Here is a 13,875-nt window from a genome sequence, read left to right as displayed (position 1 = left end):
AAGGCACTGACACCGCTTGATTCAGCACAAATTAATCATTGAAAAACAATGGCTTGCGCCAAAATCGGCATTTGCAGGTGATGTTTGTCGCGGGAATCGGCATTTTTGACACGAAAAATGCGACAATTTCGGGTGCTTATCAGCTCCAGCCGCCGCCATACGTCCGGTAGAAGACGTGCAAGCCGATTCTCCCGACCTTCTTCATCGTCTTGCCCCAGGCGGGACGCACGTAAACCGCATGATAATGGGTTGCTGAACCCACTTCGGTCAGCCAGATCTTGCCGGAAGTGGTCGCCATCGCAACCTCACGTGCCATCTTCCAGTGGCGCTGCGAGTTGACGCGGTCCCTGATGTTGTCACAGGCAAAGGAAAACTGGCAGCGATTGCGCCAATCCTGGTTCTGATAAACAACACCACAAATAGTCTTTGGATAAGCGGGGTTACGCACACGGTTCAGGATAACCTGCGCCACAGCCGCCTGACCTTTGACGGACTCGCCTCGGGCCTCGAAATAGATGCCGGATGCAAGGCACTGCTGTTCGGCAGCGGAGAAGACGTCGGCTGGGAGAGCCGTCGCGGCCCAGGCGTGATCGCCTTCACCGATTTTGGGCACAAAGCGACCCGCATCCGGCTTCTTGAGAATCGCATCAAACGGCGACTCGCGGGCAAAATCCGGCTCGGCCGGTGCATAGGCGGTGGCAAGAATATCCGGCGTGCGATTGGTCACCAGTTCAGCCAGCATTGGAGAGACTGATTTGTCAGCCTTCTTTTCCTCACGACGGAAATAGAAAGACGCCAGTTCCACGTCATTGCTGCGTTTCGATTTCACGAAACCGGCGCGGTCCTGGCGTTTCAACGGCTCGATATCCAACATGCTGGTGCGCTGTAGAACGGAACCTGCAGTGAATGCTTTGGGCGGCTGCATGATCTCGGTAGCGACCACCCGGCCCTTTTTTGCCGCGCGATTGACGCGGTCGCTGTCCGGCGACGTTTCCTCACCCTTCTTGTTGGTGACGAAAGCAACCTTTCGGCCATCCGGCAAGGTCATGCCACTGCCTGAGAGGGTTGTGTCCTTGGCCTCATCAAATGCAAGCGAGGCGTTATGAACTGAACCTGCCGGTGAATTGGTCAGCACCATCCGCCATTGTTCGCCTCCCCTGTCCAGCCCCGCCAGCAGCGAGGCCAGATCCGCCCGCGCGGCGAATGACGGAAAGGCTAGCCAGGCGGCCAGGCCGAACACAACGGGCGAAGCCCATTTTTCAACGGACGCAAAGGACCGACGACGCATGACACTTTTCGAACGCAAAACCCGCACTCCGAACACAGGCAACCACACTTGTTACATGCGTTCGAGAATCTCTTATTAACCTTGATGGTTGGTTAACGCCGCGGACGGATACGGCTTCACGTTAATGTGTAACCAGTTTCTAATAGTCAGATGACGACGTGAGAGCCCAGTTCCACAACGCGGTTGGCCGGAAGACGGAAATAATCCGAAGGGTCGGCCGCCGTTTCGGCAAGCGCAATGAACAGGCGGTTTTGCCAACCCGGCATGCCCGACTTCGGGTCCGGCACAAGCTTTCTACGGCCGAGATAAAACGAGGTCGACATGATGTCGAACTTGTAGCCGGTGCGCCTGAGATAACCGAGACCCTGTGTGACGTTTTGCGTTTCCATGAAGCCAAAATGCAGTTCAACCACCACGAAACGTTCGCTCATCTTCGTCAACGTATAACGGTCTTCGGGATGAACGCGCGGCTGATCCTCGGTGCGGATCGTCAGGATGACGTTCTTGTCGTGCAGAACGTGATTGTGCTTGAGATTGTGCAGCAACGCAGCCGGTGCGGTTTCCGGATCGCCCGTAAGGAAGATCGCTGTGCCGGGTACCCGAACGGGAGCGTGGGCGCTTTCTTTCTCTACCGACGCAATGAACGCCTTCAACGGCACATCGGTGCGGCGGGTCTTGGCAAACAGGATCTTCGAACCACGCTGCCAGGTTGTCATGATCACCGTAAAGGCAATCGCCAGCAGGACTGGCACGTAACCACCATCGTGAATCTTGAGGAGGTTGGCACCCAGGAAGACAAGCTCGAGCGCGAGAAGTGGCGCCAGCACGCCGACGGCGAGATAAAGTGGCCACTGCCAACGCTTACGAACGAACTCAAAAAACATAAGGCTTGTCACGACCATCGCACCGGTCACGGAGATACCGTAAGCGGTCGCAAGTGCATCCGAGCTTTTGAACGTCAGAACGAGGGCAACGACACCAAACAGCAGAACCGTATTCACGGCCGGCAGATAAATCTGCCCTGTATTGGTTTCCGAGGTGAAGAGAATTTCCATGCGCGGCAGATAGCCAAGATGGATGGCCTGTCGAACAAGAGAAAATGCGCCCGTGATGACTGCCTGGCTGGCAATGATGGTCGCGGCCGTCGCCAGAATGACAGCCGGCAAAATCGCCCATTGCGGGAACATCAGATAGAACGGATTGGACATTGCGGCCGGGTCCTTGAGGACCAGCGCACCCTGACCGAGATAATTCAGCGTCAAAGCCGGAAACACCAGGCAGAACCACGCCCATTGAATGGGGCGGCGACCAAAATGGCCAAGATCGGCATAAAGCGCTTCAGCACCGGTGATCGTCAGGAAAACCGCGCCCAGAACGACAATGCCGTAAAAGCCCTCATTGGCCAAAAACGTGACAGCGTTCCAAGGGTTGAATGCGTAAAGAATATTGAAATCGTCGGCGATGTGAACAAAACCGATGCCACCCATGACGATGAACCAGATTGCCGTAATCGGACCGAAGAATTTCGCGACCGTTCCCGTACCGTGCGATTGGATGGCAAAGAGACCAATCAGAATGCCGACAGAGATCGGGATGATGAACTCATCCATGGCCGGCGTAACGAGCTTCAGGCCCTCAACAGCAGAGAGTACGGAAAGCGCTGGCGTGATCATTGCGTCGCCCAGAAACAACGCCGCGCCGATCAGGCCGAGAAAAATGAGGACGCTACGATGCGTGCCCGCGGTTTTCATCAACAAGGCAAGGAGCGAGAGTGTCCCGCCCTCACCGTCGTTGTCCGCCCGCAAAAGAAGGCTGATATATTTGAACGTCACGATGATCGTCAAAGCCCAGATCATCAGAGAGGTGAGACCAATGACTTCGTCCGTGGTCACGCCGTCATGGGAAATAGGGCGCAGCGCTTCACGGAAGGCATAAAGCGGGCTTGTACCGATATCACCATAAACAACGCCGATGGAGCCCAGAATGGCCGCATAGAGGCCCTTGTTTGCATGGTCCTCACCCGCCTCGGGTTTTTCGGTAGAGTCTTTGTCGAAGACTTGCGACATGATGATCCTGACCCTTTAGAGCCAGCCCTTCCAACGAAAAAAAAGAAACGGAATGATTGCCGACATCACCATGATGAACAGCGCAACCGGATAACCGATCGCCCATTTCAACTCCGGCATGATCTCAAAGTTCATACCATAGACCGACGCCACGAGTGTGGGCGGTAAAAAGACCACCGAGGCGATGGAGAAAATCTTGATAATGGCATTCTGCTCGACATTGATGATGCCGAGCGACGCATCCAGCAGAAACGTCAGGTTGCCGGAAATGAAGGAGGCGTGTTCCGAAAGCGACTGGATATCGCGCACGATCAACTTGCCAAGTTCCCTGGCTTCCTTGTCCTTCTGAATCTGAACCGTCGTGTGCAGAAACGTCTGCATGCGCGCCAACGAGGCCAGACTGTCACGAACCTTCGAGATCAGGCGGTGATAGGATGCGATATTGGCGAGACGATCTTCGAGATATCGTGGTGCCTTGCGCTTGTTGCGCGACTGGCTGCCGAGAATATCTGCAGCCAGGTTGTCGATGCCGACCACAGAATTTTCCAGAATTTCAGCCGTGCGATCGACAATGGTTTCCAGCAGCTTCAACAAGAGCGCGGTTCCACTGCGCATGTCGTGCGGTACGCGGGTGATTGCGGAAATGAACAGGTTGAAGGATTTCGGTTCGGCATAACGGATCGTGACGAGACGTTCACCAGCCAGAATGAAGGCGACATCCGTCAGGCGCGGATCTTCCGAATCGACCTTCCAGACCAGCGAGGCGGTCATGAAGACATTGCCGCCTTCCGTGTAAAGCCGGCTGGAAGGCTCGATGTCTTTGAGATCCTCACGGGTCGGCAGATCGAGGCCAAGCAGACTTTCGACACGCTCCTCCTCCGCTCTGTCAGGATTGACGAGATCGATCCACACGATATCGGCCGGAATCTGTTCGATCCCATCGTCTGGCGACAGGTCGATTGCCTCGCAATTGGCGCGATAGGCTTTTATCAATCCGTTTCTCCGGTCTGCGTTCGCGCTACGACCGCAGTGCTGCTTAACACATCCAACTCGCTATCGGCAAACCGTGGAATGTCTCCTTCAGAGAAACATTCAACGCTTCAGATTTTGTGTCTCGCCTGCATTCAGACGATCCATGAGCCAAACGGCGCTGGCGTATGCGCCCTATGCCACACGGAATCAAGCACTATTTTTTCAAACGTGCCGGCAGCTCCCTGCATAAACGTCATGACGTGGGTATCAGTTTCGAACAACGTCCATTTAACAGGCTGTTTTAACCGGATTATTTAAAACAGCCATTGTCGCCACAGCTCGCCGCGACATAGACTTTTGTCTTATTCGAAGACTATTCTCGGCGCGGCTTTTCGTTCTCCCGCACCAATTCTCGCCCAAACCTTTTCGGCAATTTCGCGATAAATCTGCGCCTGCGGACCATTCGGCTCCGCAGCGACAACAGGCGTGCCGGCATCCGACATCTCTCGAATGCCGATGGTCAGCGGCACCTCTCCGAGGAACGGCACACCGATGCGTTCGGCTTCCGCCTTGGCACCGCCGTGACCGAAAATATCGTAGCGCGCGCCCGTGTCTGGAGCGATGAAGTAACTCATGTTTTCGACGATACCGAGCAGCGGCACCTCGACCTTTCGGAACATGGTGATACCCTTGCGCGCATCGATCAGGGCGAGATCCTGCGGGGTGGAAACGATCACGGCACCCGCCAGAGGAACCTGTTGGGCAATGGTCAGTTGCGCATCGCCCGTGCCGGGCGGCATGTCCAGGACCAGAACATCCAGCTCCCCCCAGGCAACCTCGCGCAGCATCTGCATCAGGGCGGATTGCACCATCGGGCCGCGCCAGATCATGGCCGCTTCCTCATCAACGAGGAACCCCATGGACATGACCTTGAGGCCGTAATTTTCCATCGGAACGATGATCCGGCCTTCAAGTTGCTCGGGCTTACCCGAAATTTTCAAAAGCCGGGGCAGTGACGGCCCATAGATGTCGGCATCGAGAATGCCGACTCGCAGGCCTATCGCCTGAAGTCCAAGCGCCAGATTGACCGCCGTGGTGGATTTGCCAACGCCACCCTTGCCCGACGCGACCGCGATGATGGCACCGATACCGGGAACGCCGACCTTCGTACCGCGTGGTGCCTGGGGCTGGGCAGGCGCGCGACCGGCTGCGGCGGCCGGGCGGGCCGCCTGTTGCTGACCGGGTTTGCGATCAGCAGTCAGGGCGACGACCGCACCAGCGATGCCGGGGACGCTCTTTGCAGCCTCTTCGGCCGCAAGCCTCAGTGGCTCCATCTCCGAGGCCTTGTCCGCCGGGACCGTGATCGAAAAATAAGCCTTCGCGTCGGCAATGAATATCTCAGACACCATGCCAAGGCTCACAATGCTTTTGCCGCTGCCGGGATAGACGATTGCCTCCAGCGCTTTTTCGACCTGATGCTTGCTGACCTCTGCCATGTGCTTCGTACTCCACTGCGTCATCCGCAGAAACGCGGGATGCGTCTTCACGCCACCCATAGACAAGCCGAAGCGCTCCGACAATGTCAAAGCACCGTGATCTGTCGGCTTTCAGATTTCGTCATCCATCTCAAGCGTTTCCGGGTCGAAAACACGGCCGTCGAAGAAACGGTCGGGGCCGAGCACAAGACCTGTGCGCGATGCTCCGACATAGACGGGATGTTTCAACGTGCCTTCGAGCTTGAGGTTCGCACCTGGCACCGGCACAAAAAGCGGCTTCATTGCCTTGCGGTAGATGTCCGGCCTGTAAGCATTTTGCGCGGCTTCAACAATTTTCGCATCGTGGCGCAAGTTTCCGGCAATCTCACCCCAGCGCAGCATCTGACTGAAGAACCACAGCGCCTGGCTCTGCCAGGGAAAGTTGGCGGCCTTTGCGCTTGTGACGAAGAATTCGGGATGCCGCTGCATATCACGCACGGAAGTTGAGATGTATCCCGTCAAGGCAGGCAGCAGAAATTCGCCGTTGGTCTGCAGATAATGCGGCGCGGCCAGGATACCGGCCAGTTCTTCGATATTGGCCTGGTTCGTACACCATTCTCCGGCCCGATAGAGAGCCCGCAGCAACCCTTCCAGCAGATCCGCGTTCTCATCTGCCCATTGTCGCTTCGTAGCCAGCAATTTTTCCGGTGCATTTTGCCAGATAAGGGCTCCTGTCGTGACAACCCGGCCCGCGCCCGTCAGCACAACCGCGCTTCCCGCTGGCTCGGCCGTGTAAATGGCGTCGACTTTGCCGCCCTCGATCAATGCCGGCAGCGCGTCCGGCGCCGCTTCGACAATTTCCATGTCGCGTCCGAGCAGGACACCGCAACTCCCCAGAAGATATCGCAACACGTAGAAAGGCGTCGAGACAATGCTCTCCATGGCAAAGACGGGCGGATTTTCGCCGGATGCTCTGCGCGCACCGCAGACACGCGCCACGGCACGGCCGAAAGCGGCAGGGTCAGGCAGTTTCAGCCCTTCGCGATAAAGTTCATCATAAAATTCGTGGGAAACAGTAATCGCCGAGCCACCAAGGGCCAGCGTGAAAATTCCGATGACAGCATCAGGCACATCATCGAGCCCGACTGCGGAGCCAACAGGAACGGGCGCCGGCAGGTGGGCAATCTCTACTTCGTTTTCGCTCAGCGCGCCGATGACAGCGCGCGCAGTTTTCTTGCGGACAAGCTCCAGCGCCACCCCTTCATCGGCAGCAAAACCCTTTTCGGCAGCAACGACCAGCACAGCGCAATCGACGGTAGGAGAAAATCCCGCTTTTACCTTACGCTTTTCCGGCAAACGATTTCTCCTTTCCGGTGATTCGAAAAGAGGATCGCCCACGAAAGGGTTTATCACAATGATAAAATAGCGATTTCGTTATTTTATCAGACCAACCCGTAAAGCCTTTGCTACTGCCTGCGTGCGGTTGACGGTGTCGAGTTTCTTCGTCGCCCGGTTCAGATAATGATTGATGGTGTGCTCCGACAACATCATGATCTCGGCGATTTCAGCGCTTGTCTTGCCGGCCGCCGTCCAATTCAGGCAGTCGATTTCCCTCTCGCTCAACGTTTCGGGAACACGCAGATCCTGGCGCCGAATTTCCGAAAGGCGCGCGAATATATGCGTCGCTATGTAAAAGAGTTCGGCAATCTGCCCCTGGCCCAAGGGAGTCTTGTTCCCCGAAAAGGAAACCGCGCCTCGATATGCCGTCACGTCGTGCACCGGAAACCAGACGGAGTTGACCATTTCGAACCTCTCGAAGAGGCCGATGAGCGTTTTCTTGGCGGTTGTATCCGTTCCCTTGGAAAGGAAATCAACGGAGACGTCAAAAGGTGTGGTGGTTTTGCGCAGGTGCGCCATGACCTTGCTCTTCTGCAACAGCCCTTCTTCGTCATAGCGTTGCAGGAGCTCTGCCGGCCAGCTTGTGATGATGGTGTGCTGCGACAATTCGCTGGTGATTTCCGCCGACAGGTCCAGAACCATGAAGGCCTTGAACTCCCACGCCTCCGTTAGGCGTTTCAGAAACCGGAAAATATCGAATTGCGTGTTGAGACCTGCGATCTCTCGAACGCAATCAACACCAAACGTCGGAACGGCGGTCGTCTTCATATTCTGCATCAAAGCGATTCTTCGAAAATGGGAGAGGCCGTAGCGAAGTTTAAAATTTCGCATGGCGATTGTTGTGAAATTTACTCACCAAAACGATTCATGCAAACAAAAGTTGAATATTTAATCATATATGCACAAAAGGAAGAACTTTCCGCCTAACGGTTCTTCCCCGTATCTTCAATGGGACCCCGCAACAGGCGGCAGCCTGTAACGTAGCTCCAGCGCTATTTTTTCGGCGGTTTCGCCAACAAGAGTTCCCCACAACGTCAATTGTTCCAGGCTAATGCGGTAGGCGGGTCCCGTCACAGACACCGCCGCCTGAAAGTTGCGCCCTGTCGCCTTGATCGGCGCGGCGACGCAGTGAATTCCGACTTCGTGCTCCTGTCGATCAAAACCAAACCCAGTGTTACGGATTGCAGATATTTCAGCAAGAAGTGCTTCGGCGTCGAGAAGAGTGTTTTCCGTAAAGCGATGGAAATTCAGATTTGCAGCAATAGTCCTGACTTCCAGATCGGACAGGAGCGACAAGGCTGCCTTGCCAACTCCGGTACAATAGGCCGGAGACGAATTGCCGACCTGCGAATGCATGCGAAGGGCATGCTTCCCCTCGATCTTGTCGAGATAGGTGACCTCACCGCCGTGCAGAACGCCGAGATGAACAGATTCTCCTGTTGCTTCGTGCAGGGCTGTCAGATGAGAGGTAGCGACACTGCGAAGATCGTTTCCACTCCATGCCCGCGCTGCAAATCGCAGAAGCCTCAAGCCAACGGCATAGGTCTGGTCGGTAGACTGTTCGATCAAACCCTCAGCAACGAGATGCGTCAACTGGCGGTGAACCGTACCGCGCGGTTGACCGGACGCTTCGACGATATCGGTGAAACGCATCGGCTTTTCAGCAATCGCGACCAGTTCCAAGAGAGAAATGGCCTTTCCCAGTGTGCCTGTCGTGCTGTCCTCACGGGAATTGACGTCCGAAGAGGCGCTCTGCCTGTCGCCATTGGCCATGATATATCCGCCGTGATCTGCCTTGACATCCTTTCGAAGCCAAGAGAATAATTCCATTTATTAAAATCTAGTTCCAAATAATGGAACAAGCAAGCGCAAACCCACGAGACGACATTATGATCGAAGCCAAGTTTCCGGATCTCCAGGACGAGGGCGTCCTGATTACGGGAGGCGGTTCAGGCATTGGCGCAGCGCTCGTAGAGGCCTTTGCCGTTCAAGGTGCAAGAGTATCATTCATAGACATTGCCGCAGAGCCAAGCAGAGCCCTTGCAGAGAGACTTTCGGCAACGACCCGGAATCCCGTGCGATTTTTCAACGCCGATCTGCGTAAAACATCGGAGATTGGCGACGTAGTGAAGGACGCTGCCCGAGCGACGGACGGAATCAAGGTACTTGTCAACAATGCCGCCTGGGATGACCGCCACGACATCGACACCGTCACGGAAAGCTATTGGGACAACAACCAGTCGGTCAATCTGAAGCAGATGTTCTTCGTCACTCAGGCTGCTCTGCCTTTTCTGCGACAAGCCGGCGAAGCCTCGATCATCAATTTTTCATCGATCTCCTTCCTTCTCAACATGGGAGACCTGCCCTCCTACGCAACGGCAAAAGCCGGCATCATCGGACTGACGAAAAGCCTTGCCGGGCGACTTGGGCCAGAAAACATCCGCGTCAATGCACTCTTGCCGGGCATGATCGTGACCGAACGGCAAAAGGAACTCTGGCTTACCGATGATTCAATTGTCACGACGACACAACGTCAGTGTCTGAAGCGGACGCTTCTGGCAGACGATCTCGCGGGCCCGTGCCTGTTTCTCGCATCATCGACATCACGTGCCATCACGGCGCAATCCATTATTGTAGACGGAGGCCTTTTATAATGTCCGAACCCGCTTTTATCGCCGTCGACTGGGGAACAACCAGTTTCCGGCTCTGGCTGATGAGCCGATCGGGCGAGGTGCTTGCCGAAAGACGCAGCGCGGAAGGTATGACGACCGCCATGCGTACCGGTTTCGCGGAGGTGCTGCAAACCCATCTCGATGCCATTCAGGCCCCGGCAGGCCTTCCGGTTCTCGTCTGCGGCATGGCCGGCGCACGCCAGGGCTGGGTTGAAGCCGGCTACATCGACGTGCCCGCCACCCTTTCCTCGGTGATGAATGGGGCAGTGCGTGTACCGGGGCAGGAACGTGACGTTCGCATTTTGCCAGGCCTTGCCCAGCGTGCAGCTACCGCGCCCGATGTCATTCGTGGCGAAGAAACCCAATTGCTGGGTGCACTGACCTCGGCCGGCGGAGGCGAAAAACTGGTCTGCATGCCCGGAACGCATTCCAAGTGGGTAACTGTCAGTGGTGAACAGGTCACGGGGTTTGCAACCTTCATGACCGGTGAACTGTTCGACGTCATCTCCAAGCAGACGATCCTGTCGCATGCACTGGCGGAAGCGGAAAGCTTCACCGGCGACCACGCGGCATTCAAGGCAGCGGTGGCTGATATCTACGAGCGCCCGCAAATGGCGACCAACCGGCTGTTCACCCTCCGCTCTGGTCAGCTGCTGCATGGACTTTCGGCGACGGACGCAAAAGCCAAGCTCTCCGGCATTATGATCGGACTCGAGATTTCCGGCGCGCACGCCATCGCCTCGAAAGATACGCCGGTTGTCTTGATCGGTTCCGGGCCACTTTCCGCTCTCTACGAGGGCGCCTTCAGAGCGCTCTCCATTCCCTATACGGTCATCGACGCAGACGAGGCCGTACGGCGCGGATTGCTCGCCGCCGCAAACGCCATCTGGGCATAAGGACGACTATCATGCGTATCCCCTTTCCTTCCATCAAATACCCGTTGATCGCGATTCTACGCGGCCTCAAGCCCGAGGAAACGGAAGGCGTCGTCGGCGCCCTGATCGAAACCGGTTTTCGTGCCATCGAAATTCCGCTGAATTCGCCCGAGCCGTTCCGCTCCATTGAAATCGCCGCGAAAATGGCACCGGCCGACTGCCTGATCGGTGCCGGCACCGTACTGACGACCGAAGAAGTTGAACAACTCGATGCGGCCGGCGGCAAACTTATGGTCAGCCCGAATGCAGACCCTGATGTCATCGTCGCGGCCCGGGTGAAGGGCATGGTAACGATGCCTGGTGTCCTGACACCGACCGAAGCTCTCGTTGCCGCCAAGGCTGGCGCAACGGGTCTGAAATTCTTCCCGGCCAGCATTATTGGTCCGTCCGGCATCAATGCCATCCGCACAATTTTGCCGAAGGATCTTGTTATTGCCGCTGTGGGTGGCGTTTCAGACAAGAACTTCTCCGAATACACCAGTGCAGGCATCACCGCCTTTGGTCTCGGGACCAGCCTTTACAAGCCCGGCATGACGGCAGCAGAGGTCCGTGAGCGTGCGGTCGTGACCCTTGCGGCTTACGATGCCGCCATCGGAGGATAGTGCGATGACAACGACCCACGCCTTCGCCGGAACCGTGCTTGATGATGCAGCGCTGATGCTCGGCGAAGGACCGACCTATGATCCCGTTACGGGCACAGCCTGGTGGTTCAACATTCTCGAACGCGAGCTGCACGAACTGCACCTCGCGTCCGGTCGCAAAACCGTGCATGCCCTGCCCTTCATGGGAAGCGCACTTGCGAGGATCAACGATGACAAGCAACTCATCGCATCCGACGATGGCCTGTTCATTCGCGATACTGCAACCGGCGTTCTTTCCCTTCATGCAGAACTTGAAACGGATCTTCCCGGCAACCGCTCAAATGATGGGCGGGTCCATCCGTCCGGTGCCCTATGGATCGGGACTATGGGCAGAACGGCGGAGACCGGCGCGGGCAGTATTTATTACGTCGCCAAAGGCCATGTGACGAAGCTGTTTCCCGAGATCAGTATCCCCAATTCTATCTGCTTTTCGCCGGGCGGCGAAACCGGATATTACACCGACACCAAAGTCAACAAACTGATGAAGGTGCCGCTTGACCCTCAAACCGGCCTGCCGGTTGGCCCGTCGACGGTATTCGTCGATTCATCCGGCGTAGCCGGGGGTATCGATGGGTCGGTGTGCGATGCGCAAGGCCATATCTGGAATGCACGTTGGGGCATCGGGGCCGTGGACCGTTACGACCCGCAGGGAAACCACGTGGAGCGCTACATGGTCCCGGCAGGACAGACAACCTGCCCGGCCTTTATCGGTCCCGACGCATCGCGTCTTCTCGTCACGTCCGCGCGCGAACATCTGGACGATGCGGCGATCGCCGCCAATCCATCGCATGGACAGACCTTTGAGCTGGGCATCGAGGTTCAGGGCGCTTTTGAGCCGACCTATCGTCTTTGACGGCGTTTGATCGTCACGTCGAACTATCAGAAAAGCCCCGAAATGGTTCTCAACGTTTCGGGGCTTCGTTTTGGGACATCGCATGACCTTATGCGGTCAGCCCGTAGACATCGTCAGGGCATATCCGCCGACATCTCGCGGTAGTTCTCGTGGAGGTAACGCTGGGTGGCGGCAGCATCGGCCGGCCGGCCGTAGAAATATCCCTGCCCCATGGCGCAGCCGAGGGCGCGCAGCTTTTCCTCTTCCACCCGTTCCTCGATCCCTTCGGCCACAACTTCCAGATCAAGCCCTTCGCACATGGCGACAATCGCCTTGATGATGTGCTCCGACGGACGATCGGTGCTGATGCGGGAGACGAACGCCCGATCAATCTTCACCTTGTCAAAGGTAAAATCACGCAGTCGCCCAAGGCTCGACTGGCCCGTACCGAAATCATCGAGCGAGATGCGCACACCGGCGGCCTGCAAATCGCTGATGATCCGCTGGGCGGTGTCCGCCGATGTCATCACGGCCGTTTCGGTGATTTCCAGCTCGACGCGGTGCGGATCGAGGCCGACCCGAGCCAGAATGGACAGGATGTTGTCGGCCGTGCCGGGGTCCATCAACTGTGCTGATGACAGGTTGAAGGACAGAAACAACTCGCGGGGCCAGAACAGTGCTGCTTCCGCAGCCTTTCTCAGCAAGGTTTCCGACAAGGCATCGATAAACCCTCTCTCTTCGGCAAGTGGCACGAAGACAGCTGGCGAAACGAAACCGAGATCTGGATCATTCCAGCGGGCAAGCGCCTCGAAACCGACGACTTTCGCTTCCTCAAGCCTGACGATCGGCTGAAAATGGACGTCGATGGCATCTGCAATGATGGCGTTTCTCAACGCCTGCTCAAGCTGCGTCGCCCGCTTCATCTCCTGCGCAATTTCGCGCGAATAGACGGTAATCTGGCCACGACCGCGTCGCTTGGAACGGTAGAGCGCCGTTTCGGCGCTTTTCAGAAGATCTTCGAATTCATTGCCGGCGAAGGGATAGATCGCAAAACCGAAGGACGAGGAAAGCCGTACATTGCGGTCGCCCAGATCGTAGGGCGCCGACAGCACGTCCTTGATCATGTTGCCGATGCGCTCGGCACCGGTTCGCTCGAAAACCAACGGCAGAACGAAAGCGAACTCATCGCCGTCGTGGCGTGTGACAACAGCGCCGTCGGGAATGCAGGCTTTCAGGCGATGTGCGACCTGACAGAGAATTTCGTCGCCGGCCTGTGCGCCGAAGAGATCGTTGATCGGCTTGAAGCCGTCGATGTTGGCGATGCCAACTGTAAATGGTGCGGGGTCGCTGGAACGTTCGCTGGCGAGCATGCGAACCTTGTCACGCAGGCGATAGCGGTTGCCAAGCCCCGTCAGCGGATCGCTATACGCCATGGCTTGCAACTCGTTCTGGCTGACCTGCAACATGTGCGGTTCTGCCCGTTTCATGCCTCTTCCCTGTAAATCGCCTGTCGACCGCGCTCACAATGCAGGGCAAGTATTAAAAAAACCATATCTCCATTGGTGTAATGGACAAAACCTACCACTCATCGGCGCT

At 56.7% G+C, this 13,875-nt stretch carries 12 protein-coding genes; 4 read left to right on the top strand and 8 right to left on the bottom strand.

The window, feature by feature from the left end; genetic code table 11:
* Positions 1-139: 139 nt before the first annotated feature.
* The 7 genes from FY156_02115 to FY156_02085 form a co-directional block, all read right to left on the bottom strand.
* Positions 140-1,288, bottom strand: a complete 1,149-nt coding sequence (locus FY156_02115) for a cell wall hydrolase (protein ID UXS00370.1) — start codon at positions 1,286-1,288, stop codon at positions 140-142.
* Positions 1,289-1,434: 146 nt separating this feature from the next.
* Positions 1,435-3,354, bottom strand: a complete 1,920-nt coding sequence (locus FY156_02110; GenBank protein ID UXS00369.1) for a potassium transporter Kup — start codon at positions 3,352-3,354, stop codon at positions 1,435-1,437.
* 15 nt (positions 3,355-3,369) lie between these two features.
* Positions 3,370-4,347: a magnesium transporter CorA family protein gene (locus FY156_02105; protein UXS00368.1), complete on the bottom strand. Its 978-nt coding sequence runs from the start codon at positions 4,345-4,347 to the stop codon at positions 3,370-3,372.
* Positions 4,348-4,688: 341 nt separating this feature from the next.
* A complete protein-coding gene (locus FY156_02100; protein UXS00367.1) occupies positions 4,689-5,822 on the bottom strand; it encodes an Mrp/NBP35 family ATP-binding protein in 1,134 nt (377 codons plus the stop codon).
* A 111-nt stretch (positions 5,823-5,933) separates the two neighbouring features.
* Entirely contained in the window at positions 5,934-7,157 is a 1,224-nt protein-coding gene (locus FY156_02095) for an ABC transporter substrate-binding protein (protein ID UXS00366.1), read from the bottom strand.
* A gap of 78 nt (positions 7,158-7,235) precedes the next feature.
* Complete coding sequence (locus FY156_02090; GenBank protein ID UXS00365.1) at positions 7,236-7,976, bottom strand: LuxR family transcriptional regulator; 741 nt, start codon at positions 7,974-7,976, stop codon at positions 7,236-7,238.
* Between the two features lie 168 nt (positions 7,977-8,144).
* Positions 8,145-9,029 carry an IclR family transcriptional regulator gene (locus tag FY156_02085; protein UXS00364.1) on the bottom strand — a complete coding sequence of 295 codons (885 nt, stop codon included), beginning with the start codon at positions 9,027-9,029 and terminating at the stop codon, positions 8,145-8,147.
* Between the two features lie 23 nt (positions 9,030-9,052).
* On the opposite strand from FY156_02085, the gene FY156_02080 reads away from it, so the two are divergent.
* Genes FY156_02080 through FY156_02065 form a run of 4 tightly spaced genes read left to right on the top strand, consistent with a single transcriptional unit; the run spans position 9,053 to position 12,300 of the window.
* Positions 9,053-9,853, top strand: coding sequence for an SDR family oxidoreductase (locus FY156_02080; protein ID UXS00363.1), 801 nt, complete (start codon positions 9,053-9,055; stop codon positions 9,851-9,853).
* The gene (locus FY156_02075; GenBank protein UXS00362.1) at positions 9,853-10,767 is read left to right on the top strand and encodes a 2-dehydro-3-deoxygalactonokinase; all 915 of its coding nucleotides are present in this window, start codon (positions 9,853-9,855) and stop codon (positions 10,765-10,767) included. Before FY156_02080 ends, FY156_02075 begins: the two co-directional genes overlap by 1 nt.
* Before the next feature lie 11 nt (positions 10,768-10,778).
* Positions 10,779-11,408: a 2-dehydro-3-deoxy-6-phosphogalactonate aldolase gene (locus tag FY156_02070; GenBank protein UXS00361.1), complete on the top strand. Its 630-nt coding sequence runs from the start codon at positions 10,779-10,781 to the stop codon at positions 11,406-11,408.
* 4 nt (positions 11,409-11,412) lie between these two features.
* Positions 11,413-12,300 carry an SMP-30/gluconolactonase/LRE family protein gene (locus FY156_02065; GenBank protein ID UXS00360.1) on the top strand — a complete coding sequence of 296 codons (888 nt, stop codon included), beginning with the start codon at positions 11,413-11,415 and terminating at the stop codon, positions 12,298-12,300.
* 113 nt (positions 12,301-12,413) lie between these two features.
* On the opposite strand, the gene FY156_02060 is transcribed toward FY156_02065, so the two are convergent.
* The gene (locus tag FY156_02060; GenBank protein ID UXS00359.1) at positions 12,414-13,766 is read right to left on the bottom strand and encodes an EAL domain-containing protein; all 1,353 of its coding nucleotides are present in this window, start codon (positions 13,764-13,766) and stop codon (positions 12,414-12,416) included.
* Positions 13,767-13,875 lie beyond the last annotated feature (109 nt).

The organism is Agrobacterium tumefaciens (genome assembly GCA_025559845.1).
GTDB lineage: Bacteria > Pseudomonadota > Alphaproteobacteria > Rhizobiales > Rhizobiaceae > Agrobacterium.
Note: the sequence above shows the minus strand (reverse complement) of the source record. Positions and strands in the feature narration are given on the sequence as shown.